Annotated in this window: 17 protein-coding genes and 1 pseudogene; 16 read left to right on the top strand and 2 right to left on the bottom strand. The window is 56.5% G+C overall.

The window, feature by feature from the left end; genetic code table 11:
- Positions 1–73: 73 nt before the first annotated feature.
- Both AB4O35_RS20305 and AB4O35_RS20310 read left to right on the top strand, forming a co-directional pair.
- Positions 74–322 carry a CsbD family protein gene (locus tag AB4O35_RS20305; RefSeq protein ID WP_065873105.1) on the top strand — a complete coding sequence of 83 codons (249 nt, stop codon included), beginning with the start codon at positions 74–76 and terminating at the stop codon, positions 320–322.
- Between the two features lie 90 nt (positions 323–412).
- Positions 413–925 (top strand): GNAT family N-acetyltransferase, encoded by a 513-nt coding sequence (locus AB4O35_RS20310; protein WP_202895314.1) that lies wholly within the window; start codon positions 413–415, stop codon positions 923–925.
- A gap of 58 nt (positions 926–983) precedes the next feature.
- On the opposite strand, the gene AB4O35_RS20315 is transcribed toward AB4O35_RS20310, so the two are convergent.
- Complete coding sequence (locus tag AB4O35_RS20315) at positions 984–1,610, bottom strand: DUF1349 domain-containing protein (protein ID WP_065945969.1); 627 nt, start codon at positions 1,608–1,610, stop codon at positions 984–986.
- Between the two features lie 636 nt (positions 1,611–2,246).
- Here AB4O35_RS20315 and AB4O35_RS20320 point away from each other — a divergent pair.
- From AB4O35_RS20320 to AB4O35_RS20385, 14 genes and pseudogenes are all read left to right on the top strand, one after another.
- A complete protein-coding gene (locus tag AB4O35_RS20320) occupies positions 2,247–3,158 on the top strand; it encodes a methyl-accepting chemotaxis protein (RefSeq protein ID WP_256534136.1) in 912 nt (303 codons plus the stop codon).
- Positions 3,159–3,167: 9 nt separating this feature from the next.
- Positions 3,168–3,536 carry a response regulator gene (locus AB4O35_RS20325; protein WP_065873103.1) on the top strand — a complete coding sequence of 123 codons (369 nt, stop codon included), beginning with the start codon at positions 3,168–3,170 and terminating at the stop codon, positions 3,534–3,536.
- 22 nt (positions 3,537–3,558) lie between these two features.
- Positions 3,559–3,846: an STAS domain-containing protein gene (locus AB4O35_RS20330; RefSeq protein ID WP_065873102.1), complete on the top strand. Its 288-nt coding sequence runs from the start codon at positions 3,559–3,561 to the stop codon at positions 3,844–3,846.
- Between the two features lie 41 nt (positions 3,847–3,887).
- Positions 3,888–5,924 (top strand): chemotaxis protein CheA, encoded by a 2,037-nt coding sequence (locus AB4O35_RS20335; protein WP_065880510.1) that lies wholly within the window; start codon positions 3,888–3,890, stop codon positions 5,922–5,924.
- 29 nt (positions 5,925–5,953) lie between these two features.
- A complete protein-coding gene (locus tag AB4O35_RS20340; RefSeq protein WP_065890991.1) occupies positions 5,954–7,612 on the top strand; it encodes a methyl-accepting chemotaxis protein in 1,659 nt (552 codons plus the stop codon).
- Between the two features lie 37 nt (positions 7,613–7,649).
- Positions 7,650–8,189, top strand: a complete 540-nt coding sequence (locus AB4O35_RS20345; protein WP_065873099.1) for a chemotaxis protein CheW — start codon at positions 7,650–7,652, stop codon at positions 8,187–8,189.
- Between the two features lie 9 nt (positions 8,190–8,198).
- A complete protein-coding gene (locus tag AB4O35_RS20350) occupies positions 8,199–9,008 on the top strand; it encodes a CheR family methyltransferase (RefSeq protein ID WP_065873098.1) in 810 nt (269 codons plus the stop codon).
- Positions 9,005–9,538 carry a chemoreceptor glutamine deamidase CheD gene (gene cheD / locus AB4O35_RS20355; RefSeq protein ID WP_065873097.1) on the top strand — a complete coding sequence of 178 codons (534 nt, stop codon included), beginning with the start codon at positions 9,005–9,007 and terminating at the stop codon, positions 9,536–9,538. The genes AB4O35_RS20350 and cheD overlap by 4 nt, the downstream gene beginning before the upstream one ends.
- The gene (locus AB4O35_RS20360; RefSeq protein WP_065880512.1) at positions 9,501–10,577 is read left to right on the top strand and encodes a protein-glutamate methylesterase/protein-glutamine glutaminase; all 1,077 of its coding nucleotides are present in this window, start codon (positions 9,501–9,503) and stop codon (positions 10,575–10,577) included. Before cheD ends, AB4O35_RS20360 begins: the two co-directional genes overlap by 38 nt.
- Positions 10,578–11,465: 888 nt before the next feature.
- A complete protein-coding gene (locus AB4O35_RS20365; protein ID WP_460149219.1) occupies positions 11,466–12,089 on the top strand; it encodes a hypothetical protein in 624 nt (207 codons plus the stop codon).
- Positions 12,082–13,956, top strand: a complete 1,875-nt coding sequence (locus AB4O35_RS20370) for a helix-turn-helix domain-containing protein (RefSeq protein WP_460149220.1) — start codon at positions 12,082–12,084, stop codon at positions 13,954–13,956. The genes AB4O35_RS20365 and AB4O35_RS20370 overlap by 8 nt, the downstream gene beginning before the upstream one ends.
- Positions 13,957–13,970: 14 nt before the next feature.
- Positions 13,971–14,957, top strand: a complete 987-nt coding sequence (locus AB4O35_RS20375) for an ATP-binding protein (protein WP_460149221.1) — start codon at positions 13,971–13,973, stop codon at positions 14,955–14,957.
- A gap of 2 nt (positions 14,958–14,959) precedes the next feature.
- Positions 14,960–15,370 (top strand): annotated as a pseudogene (locus AB4O35_RS20380) (TniQ family protein); the annotation flags it as partial.
- A gap of 42 nt (positions 15,371–15,412) precedes the next feature.
- Positions 15,413–16,384: a hypothetical protein gene (locus tag AB4O35_RS20385; protein WP_460149660.1), complete on the top strand. Its 972-nt coding sequence runs from the start codon at positions 15,413–15,415 to the stop codon at positions 16,382–16,384.
- A gap of 43 nt (positions 16,385–16,427) precedes the next feature.
- On the opposite strand, the gene AB4O35_RS20390 is transcribed toward AB4O35_RS20385, so the two are convergent.
- Positions 16,428–17,711 carry a hypothetical protein gene (locus AB4O35_RS20390; RefSeq protein ID WP_460149222.1) on the bottom strand — a complete coding sequence of 428 codons (1,284 nt, stop codon included), beginning with the start codon at positions 17,709–17,711 and terminating at the stop codon, positions 16,428–16,430.
- Positions 17,712–18,330 lie beyond the last annotated feature (619 nt).

Raw genomic sequence — 18,330 nt, forward strand, 5'->3', positions numbered from 1 at the left:
TAAAGCAGTGCAGATGACCTCTCGTTCAGGTTGACCTGGATATACCCACTTACTCGCAAAGATTTGGTGATTTATGAAGCGTGAACAAGTAGAAGGTGTTGCAGAAAAAGTTGCTGGGAAGGCACAGAGTGTCGTCGGGAAACTGTTTGGTGATTCGAAGCTTGAAGCTGAAGGCGCTGGACGCCAAGCTGCCGGTCAACTGACCCAAACTTATGGAGATGCACTGGACAGCGTATCTACGTTTGTTAAAGAGAAACCGGTTGCCGCACTTGCAATTGGTGCAGTTGCGCTCTTGGTTCTAGACCGTCTCTTGCGCCGCTGATTCAGACCAGCAGGCGTATAACGTCTTTTGGTTGCGGTGGCCCCGTATTGACGGTTTCCACCGCAATGAAATCTCTGGAAAAAAGATAGTATGGAAATGTCAGACGTTAAGCTTGCCCGGGTAACGCGCAAAGATGTTGACGAGCTTCTACACGCAAATCGGGAAAGCCGGGAATATCATGGCTGCTGGGTACAGCCGTTCACAACCGCTGCGGGGTTCGAGGAGTGGTATTCGGCTCAAATCATAGGCGCAAGCGTTGGGCTAGTGGCCCGCGATAGAGAATCTGGCCACATTGTCGGAGTCACCCATCTAAGCCAGATCTTCTATAAAGGATTTCAAAACGCCTATCTCAGCTACTGGGGCATGGTCTCGTTTGCTGGGACTGGAAGAATGTCCCAGGCGGTCGAGTTGACAACGATGTATGCCTTTGAGGAGTTAGGGCTTCACCGTATCGAAGCCAATATTCAACCTGAAAATGTGCGATCAATAGCTCTGGTCAAACGTCTCGGATTTCAGAAAGAGGGGTTTTCTCCGAAATACCTTCAGATCGCCGGGGTCTGGTGCGATCACGAGCGCTGGGCACTTCTGGCCGATGAGCGCTAATCGTGCGGGGTTTCCGTTGCGGGACTTCCTTGCTTGACTTGTATGCTCGGCATATTGGCTAGCTCAAATCATGCAGGTCTTTCCCGATAGGCTGACTCAAAGACCATTCAGAAAACTTTACCCGCAACCCTTGCCGTTCCGGTGTGCAGCACATGGGGCCAACTGTATAGCTTTGCGCTTCTGGAAATGGTGCAAGCCTGAGCAATGGCCAAGTCACGCCATCCGTTGAATACTGCAAGCGTAGCGCTCCATCGGAAATGGTTAAGCGAAGCCAAAAATCATTTGGGTTACCGGTGAAGCAGCTAGGCGCCCAGTCCGACCGGCCTTTGGTCAGGACGCTACTGATCATTGGCATTCCATCGTTATATTCTATCCCTGCCTTGAGCCAAGTCTCCTCATTGAGCCTGACCATAATGCCCGCCTGATCATAGAGCTCGCGAAAATCGGCGTTAACTCTGACCTGAGCCGTAAAGCCTCCTGATGTTGCAAACCCTAAGAAATGTCCGCTGTCGCGTATGAATCCGTAGTGCGTTTCACGCCAGAAGTCGGTTTGTGAACCGGTAACCACCTCCAAGGTGCCGTCAGTAAAGGCTTGGCAAAAGCTCGGCTTGTTCAGCCAATTGGCCGTTCGCCAAACTGACGCATCAATGTCCTGACTGACCTCTACAGTCTGCTTCCTATCCATCCTGTCACCTCCACAATTTATTGGGTGGGTCTGCGTTGCAAACTACTGACGAGCCTGAGATTACTGGCTCAATGCTCTAAAAGTTAACGCGACTGTTCATCGATTGATGTTTATAGACCTGGTCTCCTCGACATCCCTAGTCTCGCCGCCTCGACCTCCCACGATCCCAGTCCAGAGGCTAATGGATGCTCGTTCAAAAAAACATGCTTTGGGACCTGGTTGAAATCTGGCAGAAACCAGACGGAAGGCACATTGGATATCTAAAGTTGTTACGCACAGGGCAGATAACTCCTATGTCGTTTATATCCGCAACAAAGTTCAAGGATCGAACCCATGACCCCGCGCCAATCTATCCGCATCACCCCTCCCGGTCATCCGCGTTTTCGCTGGTTCGCTTTCATTCCAGTCGTACCGGCCGTGATTTGGACACTCGTGCAATCAACCTCTGCGGCCAATCTGGCGGCCTGCGCGGTACTGGTGCTGATCGGCCTCGGTGCCTGCGCCTGGAGCGCGAGTTCGCAGCGTGACGCAGTACAGCTGGGCGTTGCGCGGGCGCAGGCGGATCTGGCCGACGCCGACGCGGCGCGCACCGGCATGGCCTCCCGGACACAGCTCGATGAGGTGTTGCTGGGCGCCATGCCGATCTGGGCCAAGCAGGTGGAAAGCTCGCGCCATCAGACCGAAGAAGCGATTGTGAGCCTGGCTAACCGGTTTACCGGGATCGCCGCGCGCTTGCAGGAAACGGTACAAGCCTCGCAGCACGCTGCTGGTGAACTGGATGGCGACGCCGCCGACGGGGCGCTTGAGGCGCTGGCCCGCAGTGACAGTGAACTGAGCCAGGTGATCAATTCGCTCAAGGCCACTCAAAGCAGCCGTGACCAAACCCTGGCCCAGGTCCGCAGCCTGACCGCCTACACTGGCGAACTGCGCACCATGGCCGCTGATGTGGCGGCGATTGCCGCACAAACCAACCTGCTGGCCCTCAACGCAGCCATCGAAGCGGCACGTGCCGGTGAGGCCGGTCGCGGCTTTGCGGTGGTGGCCGACGCGGTGCGCAGCCTGTCGAGCAAATCCAGTGAAACCGGCCAGCAGATGTCGGCCAAGGTTGACATCATCAATAGCGCCATTACGCAATTGGTCCAGGCCGCGTCCAGCAGTGCCGACCAGGACAGCCATTCGGTGGCCGAGTCCGAAAACAGTATTCAAGTGGTGCTCGAACGCTTCCAGAACATCACCGGGCGCCTGGCCGAATCCGCCGACCTGCTCAAGCAGGAAAGCTACGGCATCCGGGATGAGATGACCGAAGTGTTGGTGAACCTGCAATTCCAGGACCGGGTCAGCCAGATCCTCAGCCACGTACGAGACAACATGCACGCCCTGCATGAGCACCTCCTGCAGGCCAGCCGGGCCCCGGACCAGGCCTTGGCCGTCGACGCCCGCCAATGGCTGGCGCGCATGGAAGCCACCTACGCCACCGACGAGCAACGGCGCCTCCATCATGGAGAGGCGGCCGTGCAGCAGAATTCTCAAGACATCACCTTCTTTTAGGAGCACATCATGGCGAAGAATGTATTAGTGGTCGACGACTCCAGCAGCGTGCGGCAAGTGGTCGGCATCGCCTTGAAAAGCGCCGGTTACGACGTCATCGAGGCCAGCGACGGCAAGGATGCCCTGGGCAAGCTGACCGGGCAGAAAGTGCACTTGATCATCAGCGACGTGAACATGCCCAACATGGACGGCATCACCTTCGTCAAGGAGGTCAAGAAGCTGGCCAACTACAAGTTCACCCCGATCATCATGCTGACCACAGAGTCCCAGGAGTCGAAGAAGGCCGAGGGCCAGGCCGCTGGCGCCAAGGCCTGGGTGGTCAAGCCGTTCCAGCCTGCGCAGATGTTGGCAGCCGTGTCTAAACTGATCCTGCCTTGATCCCGGCGCCGGGGAGGCTCCCATGCCGATAACCACTGAAACAGTCGACGACACTGCCCACGTGCGCATTGACGGCGAGCTTACGATCTACACCGTAGCGGAACTGGCGGGGGCGCTGCTGCCGCAGATGGGCGCGGCACCCCGCCTGGAACTGGACCTGTCTGAGGTCACGGAAATGGATGGCGCCGGCTTGCAGTTGCTCGCGGTCATCCGGCGTGAAGCCGGCATCGCCGGTACCGCCTTGAGCGTGACCGGCCAGAGCCAGGTGGTCATGCAGACGCTCCAACTGTGTCGCAGCGCGGCCTCGTAGTCAGCGCTTCCCACGTTTTTTGATCGACAAGGAAAGTCCCGGTGAGCATCAATCTCGATCAGGCACAGCAGACATTCATCGTAGAGGCGCGCGAGCTGTTGCAGGCCATGGAGCAATCCCTGCTGCAATTGGAAAGCGAGCCCGGCGACCAGGATGCCATTGGCGCGATTTTCCGCGCCGCACACACCATCAAGGGTTCGGCGGGCCTTTTCGGCCTGGCGTCGATCGTGGGGTTCACGCATATCGTCGAAGACGTGCTTGACCGCCTGCGCGAAGGCAATGTGGCGGTGGACGCCGCATTGATCGCGCTGCTGCTCAAGTGCGGCGACCACATGCTCGAACTGGTCGAAGTGGTCGCCAACCGCGGTGAAGCGCCGACGCCTGCGGCTCTGGAGCGCGGTGAGGCATTGCGCGAGGCGCTGAGTGCCTATCAGCCGATGCGAACCGCCACTGCCATCGTCGAAACCGCTGAGGTGGCCGACGACGCGGCGGTCGAAGTGCTCTGGCACATCTCCCTGCGCTTCGGCGTGGATGTGTTCCGTAATGGCATGGACCCGCTGTCATTTCTGCGCTACCTCGAGACCTTGGGGCAGATGATGCAGGTCACCACACTGACCGACAGCATCCCGCCCATGGACAGCTGGGACCCGGAAAGCTGCTACCTGGGTTTCGAGATCGACCTGCGCTCGACCGCCGGCCACGCCACCCTCAACGAAGTGTTCGACTTTGTGCGTGACGACTGTGAAGTGCACATCAGTGCCGTCGACGAAGCGCCCGCCAGCACGGCGGCCATCGCTGACGCCCCGGTGACGCAGGCCGAGCCAGGCCTGGTGACGGCCGCACCGCAGCGTCCGGCAGCCAGCGAGGCGAAACCCCGCGACGGCAATTACGTACGCGTCAACGCCGACAAGCTCGACGAGTTGATCAATTTGGTCGGCGAGCTGGTCATCGCCAGCGCCGGCGCGAGCCTGCTGGCCCGTTCCTGTAACAACGACCCCTTGCAAGAGGCCACCTCGACGGTATCGGGGCTGGTGGAAGAGATCCTCGATGGCGCCCTGCATTTGCGCATGATCCCGATCGGCGACACGTTCAACCGCTTCCGCCGCGTGGTGCGCGATATCAGCCAGGAGCTGGGCAAGGACATCGAACTGAGCATCAGCGGCGCGGAGACCGAACTGGACAAGACCGTGGTCGAGAAGATCGGCGACCCGCTGATGCACCTGTTGCGCAACGCCATGGACCACGGTATCGAAAGCGCCGATGCGCGGCGTGCGGCCGGCAAGTCGGCCAAGGGCCACTTGAGCCTCAATGCCTACCATGACTCGGGGAGCATCGTCATCGAGATCGCCGACGACGGCGCCGGGCTCAACCGCGAACGCATCCTGCAAAAGGCCCAGGAACGCGGGCTAGTGGCCGGCGGTGCGGTGCTCACCGACCAGGAGATCTACAACCTGATCTTCGAAGCGGGGTTCTCCACCGCAGAGGCCGTGACCAACCTGTCCGGGCGCGGCGTCGGCATGGACGTGGTCAAGCGCAATATCACCTTGTTGCGCGGCACTGTCGACCTCGACAGCCGCGCAGGGCAGGGCACCGTGGTGCGCATTCGCTTGCCGCTGACCCTGGCGATCATCAATGGGTTCCTGGTCGGCATCGACCAGTCCACCTACGTGATTCCCCTGGACATGGTCCAGGAATGTATCGAGCTGGATGAACACCAGCGCCAGTCCAGCCGCGACACGGGCTATCTGGATCTGCGTGGCGAGGTGTTGCCGCTGGTGCACCTGCGTGATCACTTCAGCCATGAAGGCCCTGTTGGCCGACGCCAGAATGTGGTGGTGGTGCGCTACGCCGAGCATAAGGCCGGGCTGGTGGTGGATGACCTGCTCGGTGAGTTCCAGACCGTGATCAAACCCTTGGGCAAGTTGTTCGGCGCACTGCGCGGCATCAGCGGCTCGACCATATTGGGCAGCGGCGCGGTGGCCCTGATCCTGGATGTACCGGCACTGCTCAACCAAATCGTACACCTGGAAGCCCGCACGACCCAGGCGCCTCAGTCGCTACCGGTCGTCGCCCGCTGACGTATTTGCAATTCCATGGAGGTTCCCCGATGAAATGGTTCTACGATCTTAAAATTTCCACCAAATTGATCTGCTCATTCCTGGTGGTCCTGGCGCTCACCGGGGCCATGGGCGGCTTCGCCGTCCTTCAGCTCGGTGCCGTCAACCAGGCCGCCCAGGACATCAAGGGCAACTGGATGCCCTCCATGCGCGCAGCGGCAGGCATGCGTTTTTTTGCCGCCAACTACCGCTTGAAAGAAAACCGCCACATCGGTACCGAGATTGCAGAGGAGAAGGCCCAGGCCGAACGCGAAGCCATCGACGCGCGCCAACAGTTCGAAACCCGCATGGGCACCTACGAGCAATTGCTGTCGAACGATGAAGATCGACAGCTCCTGGCCAGCGTGAAAAGCGCTTGGGACGCCTACCTGGCATCCAGCAAGCAGTTGCTCGAGTTTTCCCGGCAGAACCAGGAAGCCCAGGCGCGCGGTTTGCTCAGGGGAGAGTCCAAGAGCCATTTTGATGAGGTGACCACTCGCCTGCAGAAAATGGTCGAGCTCAATGACGCCGGCGCGACTGCCGCCGGTGACAAGGGCTCGGCGCTGTATGAAAGCGCACGCGTGTCGATTATCGCGGTACTGGTCGCGGCCCTGTTGATCGGCCTGGGCCTGGCGGTATTCATCGCACGGATCATTTCCCGCCCGTTGCGCCAAGCCGCGAGCGCCGCCGAGCAATTGGCCGAAGGCAACCTCAATGCGCACATCGAGCCGGGTGGGAAAGATGAAACCGGCATGGTGCTCAACGCCATGCGCAATATGGTCGGCAAGCTGGCGCATATCATCGGCGAAGTGCGTAACGCCGCCGATAACCTGGCCAGTGCCTCCGAGGAGGTCAGCGCCACCGCGCAGTCGATGAGCCAGGCCACCAGTGAGCAGGCCGCCAGCGTCGAGGAAACCAGTGCGTCGGTCGAGCAGATGAGCGCCAGCATCAACCAGAACACCGAAAACGCCAAGGTCACCGATGGCATGGCCAGCAAGGCCGCCAAGGAAGCCACCGAGGGTGGCGAATCGGTCCAGCAGACGGTGGTGGCGATGAAAAAAATCGCCCAGCGCATCAGCATCATCGATGACATTGCCTACCAGACCAATCTGCTCGCGCTCAATGCCGCCATCGAGGCTGCTCGGGCCGGCGAGCACGGCAAGGGTTTCGCCGTGGTAGCCGCCGAAGTGCGCAAGCTGGCTGAACGCAGCCAAGTAGCCGCCCAAGAGATCGGTGAACTGTCCTCCAGCAGCGTGGACATGGCCGAGAAAGCCGGCAAGTTGCTCGACGAAATGGTGCCTTCCATCAACAAGACGTCCGACCTTGTGCAGGAAATCAGCGCCGCGTCCGAGGAACAGGCCGCCGGTGTCGCGCAGATCAACACCGCGATGACCCAGCTCAACCAGGTGACCCAGCAAAATGCCTCGAGCAGCGAGGAACTGGCGGCCACGGCCGAGGAAATGAGCAGCCAGGCCGAGCAACTGCAGCAGGCCATGAGCTTCTTCGTGCTGGATTCGGCGCCCAAGGCTGCGGTTCAAAGCAGCAGCGTGGACAGCCCGGGCAGCAAGCCCAACCGTCAGGCACCACGCCCGAAACCACCGGCGCAGCGCAAGGCGTTCGCCTACACCATGGCCAGTGCCCCGGACGAAGCAGATTTCACCCGCTTCTGATCGCACGATCAATACGGGCCTTACTAGGGAGAGTGACATGGGCGCAGTAATGACGAACCGGCAGACCGCGGTGGCGGTAGATGAGGATGCGCAGTACCTGACCTTTATGCTCGGCGGCGAAATGTTCGCCATCGGCATTCTGGGGATCAAGGAAATTATTGAATACGGCAGCCTGACCGTGGTGCCGATGATGCCTGCTTTTGTGCGCGGGGTGATCAACCTGCGCGGCGCGGTGGTGCCGGTGGTCGACCTGTCGGCGCGCTTTGGGCGGGCCAACTCGGCGATCACGCGGCGCTCCTGCGTGATCATCATCGAAGCGAGTACCGAAGATGGTCAGCCCCAGGACATCGGGCTGCTGGTCGATACGGTGTCTGCCGTGCGGGAGATCCCGGCCACGCAGATTGAACCGCCACCCAACTTCGGCGCGCGAATTCGCGCCGATTTCATCAGCGGCATGGCCAAGGTCGACGGCAAGTTCGTGATCGTGCTGGAGGTGGACAGGGTGCTGTCTATCGATGAGATGTCCAGCCTCGCCGAGGCCGGCCAGGCGCCGGCCCTCGACCTCGACCCGCGTTGAGACCCGACCATGCAAGACACTGTCTCCATCGACGACCGTGAATTCGGTCAGTTCCAGACCTGGCTGTACCGCGCGGCCGGCATCAACCTGTCGCCGGCCAAGAAAGCCCTGGTGGCCGGGCGCCTGTTCAAGCGCCTCAAGCACTATGAGCTGCAGAGCTATGGTGAGTATTTCAAGCTGATCATGAATGACCAGCGCAAGGGCGAATTGCAGGTTGCGCTGGATTTGCTGACCACCAACGAAACCTATTTTTTTCGCGAGCCCAAGCACTTCGACTTCCTGCGTCAGCAGGTGCTGCCCCAGGCCGTGCCGGGCAAGGTGTTTCGCGTGTGGAGCGCGGCCAGTTCCTCGGGCGAAGAGCCCTACAGCCTGGCGATGACCCTGGCCGAAAGCCTCGGCAGCACGCCCTGGGAAGTGGTCGGCTCGGACATCAGCTCCCAAGTGCTGGCCAAGGCGCGCACCGGCCATTACTCCATGGAACGCACCGAGACATTGCCCCAGCCGCTGCTGGCCAAGTACTGCCTCAAGGGCATTGGTCGCCAGGAGGGCACCTTGCTGATCGACAAGGCCTTGCGTAGCCGCGTCAATTTTGTCCAGGTCAACCTTAACGAAGCGCTGCCCGCCCTGGGAGAGTTCGAGGTGATCTTCCTGCGCAACGTGATGATTTATTTCGACCAGCAGACCAAGAGCCAGGTAATCGCGCGCCTGCTGCCGCTGCTCAGACCCGGCGGCTACTTGATCATCAGTCACTCGGAAAGCCTCCACGGCGTCAATGACACCCTGAAGCTGGTGGCACCGTCGATTTACCGCAAGCCATGAAAAAGCCTGTCGGTACGGCCGAAGTGGTATTAGCCCCTGGGCAGGTCAGCTTTGCGACGCAGTCGACGCGCCTACGAACCTTGCTCGGTTCCTGCGTGGCGATCACCTTTTGGCACCCGCAACGGCTGATCGGCGGCATGTGTCACTTCATGCTGCCGGGGCGCCTGCGCGACCACCAGCCCCTGGATGGCCGATATGCCGACGAAGCCCTGGAACTGCTGCTGCGCCACGCCGAGGTCAATGGCACGCATGCACGGGATTACCAGGTCAAGTTGTTCGGCGGCGGCAAGATGTTTCCCGAGCAGCAGCGCCGCCTGCCAACGCAGGACGTGGCCAGCCTGAATATTCGCGCAGCGCTGGCCCTTGCCGAGCACTATCACCTGCACCTGACAGCCCAGGACATGGGCAGTACCGGTTACCGCACGATCATGTTCGACCTGTGGAACGGCAACGTCTGGGTCCGGCACCAACCAATGGGAATAATTCAACAAGATGCCTACCAAAAAAATCAGTGTGCTGCTGGTCGATGACTCGGCCGTGGTGCGCCAGGTACTGCTGGCGATCCTCAGCGATACGCCGGATATTCACGTCATGGGCGCCGCCTCCGACCCGATTTTCGCCATGGACAAACTCGCCCGGGAATGGCCGGATGTGATCGTGCTGGACGTGGAAATGCCACGTATGGACGGCATCACCTTTCTCAAGAAAATCATGAGCGAGCGGCCGACACCGGTGGTGATCTGTTCCTCGCTGACCCAGAAAGGCGCGGAAACTTCCCTGCAGGCGCTGTCGGCGGGTGCTGTGGAAATCATCACCAAGCCCAGCACCGGGTTGAAGAGTTTCCTGATCGAGTCGGCGGCCGAGTTGGTTACCGCGATCCGCGCCGCAGCGAATTCCAACGTCAGGAACCTGGGCAAGCGAAGCGCCAGCCCGGCACGGGTCCCGGCCAGCAAGCTCAGTGCGGATGCGATCCTGCCTGCCGCCAATGGCCATGCCATGGCACAGACCACCGAGCGTATCGTCGCCATCGGCACGTCCACCGGCGGTACCCAAGCGTTGGAGGCGGTACTGACGGCATTGCCGAGGGTGTGCCCAGGCATGGTGATCGTGCAGCACATGCCAGAAAAATTCACCGCCTCGTTTGCCGAGCGCCTCAACAGCTTATGCGAGGTCGAGGTGCGCGAAGCGCGCAACAACGACCGCATCCTGCCTGGCCTGGCCCTGATCGCCCCTGGCGGCAAGCACCTGATGGTCACTCGCAGCGGCGCCTATTATCACGCCCAGGTCATTGATGGACCGTTGGTCAACCGGCACCGGCCATCAGTGGATGTGCTGTTTCGCTCGGTGGCCAAGTTCGCCGGCAAGAACGCCACCGGCATCATCATGACCGGCATGGGCGACGACGGCGCGCGCGGACTCAAAGAAATGCTTGAGGCCGGGGCCGCGACAGTCGCCCAGGACGAAGCCAGTTGCGTGGTGTTCGGCATGCCCAAGGAAGCCATCAAACTCAACGCCGCCCAGCGCATCATGGCACTGGAGGATATTCATCAAGCGATTTTGTATAAGTGAACTTGAGGCGCATGACACCTCCTGTGATTTATCGAACACCCTCTGAATGAGGGCACGAATGTAACGATCTGACAGGCCAGCTCGACCTCTGACCGTTGTGACTAGTGGAGTACTCTCCTTGTAAGACGGCAAAGGGGGAAGGGGGGAAGGGAGAGTGTGGTCCGATAACGCTTCAAGTAGGCTTCAATATATTCGTCTCGCACGCTAATTTTCGCGGCCTTGTTGCCCTTACCGACAACGTTGAACCACCCGTTTTCACCGTCGTACTTGAACGAACCCATCGTAGGCTTCCAGTTGTCCCAACCGACGAGATCAGAGATTCGGAGGTAGAGAGAGGGTGGCCACAATGAATAGCGTAGGCTCGTGCCTAGGATCCTCTGCAGCCATGACTTCTGCGGTCTCGATTACATAATTCCACTGGAGCGGAGTCAGCGCCTTACCAGGGCTGATCACCGTGTTGCGCTGCTTAAAGTTGGGTTCTTGTTTGACGGACCGAATAGGATTGGCGTCAGCGGTCAGGCCTTCGTCGATTGTGTACTGGAAAAAACTGCCACAAACCCCATCGGGCCAGCACACCAAATCTTGCGACATTGGAAAATAGAAACTTTTAAAATTTGAAACTTTCTATTTGCAGATCTACTTATTTAAAAATACTTCCAGTGCATTTTATTTTAATAACGCCTAGCTATAAAAAGCTCCCAATAGTGCATATCTTCCAGTCGGTTATTATTTAAAGTGATGCAGTGTCGGATTTTTATATCGAAATAATATAGCGAAAAGTGGCTTCCGGCCCATACTGCTACTGTAATTTTGAAACTCTGTAGTTCGTGTGCAAATTTAAAACTTTGTATCATGATGAATTTTATCAGGAAATCTAAGGATTAGAGCATGGATCCACTTTCTCATCCTTCAAGACCAGCCGGCGCTCCAGAGTTTGTCGTATTCAGTCATAAGCAGAATGAGAAAGTTAGCTTGTTCTGTAGGCCTACGTTGTGGCGCTTTGCCGAGGTAGAGTTTGACCCTTGGGTGAAAGAGGTGAGCGTGAACCAGCGCGTGATCTATCTCGACGAGGGAAGCGTTCCAGTGGCCCTCGCGTTCGAAAGCAGGCACGCTTCCGTCCTCGTATTCTCCAAGCTAAGCCTGGGTACTTGCTCGTCGAGTCAGATTCAACAATATGCCGACGATAATGGCTTCTTGTGTGAAGTTTTAGATTCCCAGTATTTAAAACACGATCACACGCGTTACGAAAATTATCTGCTGATGCTTTCATACATAAACAAACATAGGGAGTCACTTACAGAGCGAAATCTACGCGACACGCTGAAGTGCCTTCCTCGCCAAGACCTATCGCTGAGCGATGCCATGCAGGCAGTCGAACCGGAATTTTCAGAGTCAGGTGCAGCGTTAGTGTTTGAATTGATCAGAAGAGGACGTTTGACCGTCAAAAATCTAGTCTCGACTAAGTTAAGTGGCACCTCCCTGTTGAGCCATGGAGACGCGTTGCATGAGTGAACAGCGCTTTTCGAGATCAGAGCGCGTACGTGAAGGCTATGACTGTGATCACTGGGCCTCAATTGATTTAATGGTTTTGCCGGACAGCATTCGAGGCCAGACAGAGAACCGGATAAAGGCGATCCGAGCCTTCTTAAAGGAGGGCGCCTCGCTTAATGAAATCCAAATAAAGTACGGCATACCCCGTTCGACACTCTACCGTGCGATAGAACGATGCGAAGCGCCTGATAAGAACGGAAGTCCGGTCGGCTGGGCGGCTGCTATTCCCTACATGCGCAGCGGTGAAAAAAAGTACCATCGGATAGCTCCTGCTGGCTCGTCATCTCAGCAGGGGTACTCGGGAGTATTCACTCAGCTCGTCGATCAATACCAACGTTTGGCGGATTGGTTGACCGCGCAAGCAAGTAAATATAAACCCAGAAAATCGGGCGGCGACTACTTCATAGCAATCCATAAAGCGTTCATGCGAGAGTGTATTGAGTGTGGCGTGAAAGAGGATGAGTATCCACTAAATCAGAAAACTCAAGGCATTAGCGGCCTCAGAAAGTGGCTGCAGGATAAGCATCAGGAGTTACAGGCGGAGCAGGAATTACGATCCTACGCGTCCAATGAAAATGTCCGGGATATCGACCCCTCTGATATCTTAGAACAAGTTGAAGCAGATGGGCACAAGTTGGACATACGGCTGGTTATTCGTGATGTGGACGCTTACGGAGAGCCGGTAGAGTATGAAATTCTCAGGGTCTGGCTGATTGCCCTAATTGAGAAGTTTTCACGGTGTGTACTGGGTTACTCATTGGCGTTAGGGCATAACTATGATCAGGTGGATCTGCTTACGGCAATCTACCGCGCCTTGAGTCCGCACACGCGTCCACCTGTCCGTATACCCGACACCTGTTATCACGATCAAGGGGGGTTCCCCTCAGAAGCGGCAGGGGCTTGGCAGACCTGGTCTACATTAAAACTGGACAACGCGTGGGCCCATAAGGCAAGGCATGTAATTGATGTGTTGACGGATAGGTTAGGTTGTGTGGTGGAGTTTGGCAGGCCGCATACCCCAAATGACCGCCCTATCGTAGAACGCTTTTTCCTCTATTTGGTGCAAAACTTCTCTCATCGCGTAATCGGCACTACGGGCAGTGAGTCTAAAGATGAAATAAAAGCGCGCTTATCACCAAAATCAAAAAATCCGCTAAAGATGCTGTTGTCGCTCGATGATTTGGAAAGTGCATTAGATATAGTCATCTCTGATTATAATGGCCGGCCCCATTCGGCCATTCAGAACCATGCCCCCTTGGATCTCTACCTGTTGCGCTTGTCCGCTAGAGCGCTACCACCGAACACGCTGCCTGTCCGCTTCCAGCATGAGGCGGCATTTACGAAAGTTCGTGAGATAAAGACAGTGAAGACCAATGCGAAATATGGGGGGGCTTTCATCAATTTTGCCTACCAAAAATATCGAAATCCAGACGTGCTGCGCAGTAATTCCGCCGGGCAGAAGATGATCATCGAATATTCGCGTAAGGATGTATCTTCGATCAACTTGTTGGATGAGTTTGGGAAGTTCGTTGGCGTGCTGACACCGCCGCCGCCTTACTCCACCACGGCGCACAGCTACAAATTGCAAACGGATATCTCAAAAGCCGTTAAAGATGGTCAGTTTCGATTTTCGAACAATGAATCATTCATCGAAGCAGTCCGAAGGTTTCAGCTGAAAGGCAACACGATAAGCCGGGCGAGTGCCACAAATTTCTATAAGCATGTGGGGGGCGTTTCTTCAAGGCCGCCCGTTGAAGAAACCACGCTGCCTGTGGAGCCTGAACCACAACATGACCGCGTAAAGCTCTCCAAAGTGTTCACTTTCTAATAAGGAGGCTGCAAATGGACATTCAGGATGCCCGGCCCATCGAGGTTGAGCTCCACCCGGTTTGTAATCAGCGTTATTTAATACCGACCTTCTCAATTGGAGAGACCTACGCATTGGTGCTCAAGGTTATCCGGCGCAGAGACTCGGGTTTAGTAATTTGGGGGCATACTCGCTACGGGAAGACGTGGGCGATGATGTACTGCCAGCAATGCTTGGTCCAGGATTTTCCGGATTTCCCTGTGGTCATTTACAACGCAAAGCGAGAGGTGTTCGCCACTAAAGGTAATTTTTACAACTCGTTGCTGGCGGTCGTTGGCCACAAGCAATCGAGTGACAACGTCAGCATTTCAAAAAAACATCTGCGACTCGTGAATTTTATGGAGCAAGCAGCACTCAAGGATCCACGGCAAGTCTTCATTCTCTTCGTGGATGAAGCGCAGCGACTCCAGCAGCCGCATTATGACTGGATCAAAGACATCTACAATGACCTGAGGCTGAAAGGGGTGACTCTATTGCCAATTCTGGTCGGTCAACAGCAGTTGTTGGACCAGAAAAAAGCACTCCTCAAGTCCGGTGTGGAAGGTGAAGCCATCGTCAATAGATTCATGCTTTATGAGCATCCTTTTCGCGGCATACGCGAGAAAGAAGACTTCGCGACCTGCCTCGGCTTTTTTGACAGCACCCCCTATCCGGCAACCACTTCCTGGACCTTTACCAAATTCTTTTTACCGCAGGCCTATGCCAATGGTTTTCGGCTAGCGCATGTCAAGGACATCTTGTGGGATGCTTTCTGTGATAGCTATCAGGAGTTAAAGCTGAAAAGCAAGATGGAGATACCGATGCAGTACTTCAGCAAGACCATAGAGATTATTCTGCGTGACAGTGTGGACCTGGATCAGCCGGAGTACACCATCACCAGGGAGTTCAGCTTGCGGTCAATCCGTGAATCGTGGTTTTTAGCCGCAACGCTCAACACGAAGACTGCGAACCAGAATGCCTGACGATGATCATTGTCCCTGATGTGAAAACGCTCAGCGTTGTACCTAGGTACTGCCCTGTAGTTCCTCGGTACATGGTCTACGAGTCTGCCTATTCTATTCTAAGCCGGTTTGCGCTCTACAACGTCATCCGTGGCGATACTGTGGTCAAGATCTTCGCCCCGACGAAGCGCCCGGGAGGGGGTAGGCGTAGCCTATGGTTAAACCTTGCCCATAGCGCGTCCGTTAATCCTGTGGCGCTCCAAGAATGCTTTAGCCTGGATGGCGCACAACGAAATGCACTTTTTTTAGTCCCATCAGCACTGCCATTAAGTGAACACGTCGCCACCACGCTAAGAGTATGTCCATTGTGCCTGGCTCGTGGTGTGCATTATTCCATCTTCCAGTACCTGCTCATCCAGCAGTGTCCAATCCATCAAGTCGAGTTGACCCAAACCTGCCGAACTTGTGGCGGGTCCATGGATTATTCGCTGAACAGCAGGTTGTTCCAAGAGGCATACGCTTGCCATCATTGTGGTCGACTACTGTGGTACAAAGAAAGCAGGAGTGGATGGTCGTACCTAAATAGATCTGGGCTCAATCGCTTAACGTTGGCGCATCGAATCTTTGAGCGTGGCAGGGGGCGACGGATTTTTTTTGATATCAGTCAGCCTACGAATTTGTATTTCGACAATACAGTGCAATTTTCCGCCGCCACGCACGATTTTGTCGTGCGCCAACGTGCACTGTTTAAAGAAGTTCAAAGCTGGGTTACCGCAGGTGGGGGCAAGCCTGGGGCTGGCTTTTACCGGACAACCAACATCGGCCGTTGTGTAATCCTTGAGGAGGCGCTCAGCGATGAGGCGGTCGCCGCTCTTGTTCCTGCGCTCAAAAGTATCTTTCGGCAGATAAGAAAGCGCGTGTTACCTGGCATCCGGCTGAGCAACCGGCGCTTGGCCGGAATGTGGAGAAACATTGAGGGGAGTGAAATACCTCGGTCAGGGTATCGGCTGGCCGGCTATCTTGACTGGCTCTGCTTTTGGTATGACGTACAGGCACCCGCGGATTTGCGTTCAAAAGCGCGGCCTGCTCTCATCAGGAAGCTTAGAGCCTGGCTTGACTCGAAGTGGACTCACGAAGTGTTTACGCTATTAAAAGGAAAGCCCGAAAAGCACTGGCTGATAATGAAAATATTCGCGCATGAGGTCGTTTACTTCATGGCCAGGCAACTGCAATCGTTATCAGCACTTGAGCCCGATGCCGGCGAGACCGAATCAAACGGGCTCGTCTATCACCGTACCGTCGGCCCCTCTGCATGGGCAGTGGTATTACTTGCCACTGACGCAACTTGTACATTTCATTTTTGCGCTGGTTGCGCGCTCATTGAAATGGGACGGCCGTGTATGACCGCTGTAGAGCAGGGTGCGGCGATCGCAGCGCTGTCGCGTTAGTCCCCCGCAGTTTAAGGAAAGTAGTGCCCCCTTCACCAGCGGCTCAGTTGTCGTTATCGTCTTCGCTAATAAAGACCCGAACGTTACTGAAATTGGCACGCGACATCGAAGCGGATATGCCGGAAGAGCTTGTATCTTTCGCAGCGTCCGAAGCTATTCTGGAGTTACGGATCGCATCATCCCAATCTACGTAGCAATATTGGTCATCCAGCGCTGTAGATGCACTATGTGCCAGCCTATTGTCAACCTCAGGCGAAAACTGGCAATTGACGACTTTTGTGAGTGCTTTATCGAGGGAGTTTACTTCCGTTCCTTCACTGACAAACCCTTTCAAAAAGGGTTCTGCGTCGTGACAGTAAAGGTCGACTGCCTTAGCGCAGTTCACACTCGTCACCATGAGCGCGAAGCGATAGCGGCGCTCCAGGACGGTCTCTATGTCATGAGCGTCCATTGTGAACTCAACCTGCGCATCCCCCATGCTGAACAAATGGTCATGATTGCCGCGGAACTCGGCTAGGTGATGATGCCGACCTAGCAGCAGCTGCAGGAGTATGGCCGTACCGTCAGTCAAGTGGGCTTCTTTTCCAGTACCGAATTGGAGGTACCAGAAATCAGCGCCTTCGGAAAACAAATCAGCACAGCGAGTTTTGGCGAGGTCTGAGGTGGTGCATCCCGTTTCCTGCAATACGCGAAGCATTGCTAGATCTCTCACCCAATGGTCCAGCCCCCGGCAGGTGTCGCTTATCAGTTCCAGGCCTTCGCCTGAGTAAAGCTTTGCATGCGCTGTGAGTTCAGTGGTACGGCCAAAGTGGGCGGCTTTACGGTAGATTTTCTTCATCTGGGAGCGCAGGGGGTCCAGATTTATGGCGAAGCGATGTTCCTGCCAACGCATGACGGCGGCGATTCTGGAAGCGGCCTGGCGATTGCTCAGTCGACCCAAGCCCTTCAGTTGACGCTGGATGAGCAAGTTGTCGATGTGAACTGGCAGGTAGTAGTTCCTAGGCTCTTTGGGCTCACCCGGTCCGGGGTAGACACTGATATGTGAAAGATAAAAATACACGTAGGCCTCTAGCGGTAGCAGGCTTTCACTGAGTGATTTGTACTGTGTGTGGCGCAACCATAAGTCAACATGCTGAAGATAGCGCACCACTTTGCGCTGCCTGCGCGAGGGGATGGTGCTCAGCAGGAAATCGGTGATTTCCTGACCCAGACTGGGAATGAAATAGATTTTTTGCAGTATTGCCACGGGCTGCTCCGACAGGAAATCATCATGGATAAATCCTACACGGGTACTTCCAGTACCACGCCTTCTCACTGCGCTGATCAAGCGCAGCGCCTTGATCTAGAGGAGAGGGTCAATCACCACGTCTGCTTGCAAGCTCGGTGGTGCGCTCCAAATAGGCGCGCAGCCGCCGCTTGGCAAGATCCCCAAAGTTCCTATAAACAACTCCTAAGGGAAGCATCCCAAGACGGCCATGCCGTTTCGCCCCTGATAATTTGATTGAGTACACTGACGCTCTGTAGGGTTCGCTGCGCCATGGCCGACACTGCTCTACTTGCAGCCAAGCAAACATCCTGGCGAGCATTCGCTGCAAGAGGTTGCGTTACCTGCAAGCGTCTCGGCAATTTGCCCGTCGGCGGGCTAGGACGTCTGGTGGCTATGTGCAACCATCGACGCCCCCCTCATCAGGCTCCGCAGCCGCTACCGATGGGCCGGATAGTAATTGGCTTGCCTGACTGCCCAGCAGCGAACCGACCTGAAAGTAGGCTATCACCGTGCTCACACTGCGGTGCTCGGTCATCGTCACCACCTCATCGAGCAGCACGCCCTTGCGTCCCGGCTCGGTGACTAAGCTTGAGCCCAGGCTGTGCGCTGCTGAATCCCCTTCGAGCCCGGCCAATGCGGCGCGGCGTCTGACAATCCGCTTAATTTGGTCGCCGCTCAG

Source organism: Pseudomonas sp. H1_A03, assembly GCF_054685145.1.

Excerpts from the sequence above, each read along its gene's own strand:
- AB4O35_RS20305 (WP_065873105.1), top strand. The coding sequence starts at position 74 with ATGAAGCGTGAACAAGTAGAAGGTGTTGCAGAAAAAGTTGCTGGGAAG.
- AB4O35_RS20310 (WP_202895314.1), top strand. The coding sequence starts at position 413 with ATGGAAATGTCAGACGTTAAGCTTGCCCGGGTAACGCGCAAAGATGTT.
- AB4O35_RS20315 (WP_065945969.1), bottom strand. The coding sequence starts at position 1,610 with ATGGATAGGAAGCAGACTGTAGAGGTCAGTCAGGACATTGATGCGTCA.
- AB4O35_RS20320 (WP_256534136.1), top strand. The coding sequence starts at position 2,247 with ATGCCGATCTGGGCCAAGCAGGTGGAAAGCTCGCGCCATCAGACCGAA.
- AB4O35_RS20325 (WP_065873103.1), top strand. The coding sequence starts at position 3,168 with ATGGCGAAGAATGTATTAGTGGTCGACGACTCCAGCAGCGTGCGGCAA.
- AB4O35_RS20330 (WP_065873102.1), top strand. The coding sequence starts at position 3,559 with ATGCCGATAACCACTGAAACAGTCGACGACACTGCCCACGTGCGCATT.
- AB4O35_RS20340 (WP_065890991.1), top strand. The coding sequence starts at position 5,954 with ATGAAATGGTTCTACGATCTTAAAATTTCCACCAAATTGATCTGCTCA.
- AB4O35_RS20345 (WP_065873099.1), top strand. The coding sequence starts at position 7,650 with ATGGGCGCAGTAATGACGAACCGGCAGACCGCGGTGGCGGTAGATGAG.
- AB4O35_RS20350 (WP_065873098.1), top strand. The coding sequence starts at position 8,199 with ATGCAAGACACTGTCTCCATCGACGACCGTGAATTCGGTCAGTTCCAG.
- cheD (WP_065873097.1), top strand. The coding sequence starts at position 9,005 with ATGAAAAAGCCTGTCGGTACGGCCGAAGTGGTATTAGCCCCTGGGCAG.
- AB4O35_RS20360 (WP_065880512.1), top strand. The coding sequence starts at position 9,501 with ATGCCTACCAAAAAAATCAGTGTGCTGCTGGTCGATGACTCGGCCGTG.
- AB4O35_RS20365 (WP_460149219.1), top strand. The coding sequence starts at position 11,466 with ATGGATCCACTTTCTCATCCTTCAAGACCAGCCGGCGCTCCAGAGTTT.
- AB4O35_RS20370 (WP_460149220.1), top strand. The coding sequence starts at position 12,082 with ATGAGTGAACAGCGCTTTTCGAGATCAGAGCGCGTACGTGAAGGCTAT.
- AB4O35_RS20375 (WP_460149221.1), top strand. The coding sequence starts at position 13,971 with ATGGACATTCAGGATGCCCGGCCCATCGAGGTTGAGCTCCACCCGGTT.
- AB4O35_RS20385 (WP_460149660.1), top strand. The coding sequence starts at position 15,413 with ATGGATTATTCGCTGAACAGCAGGTTGTTCCAAGAGGCATACGCTTGC.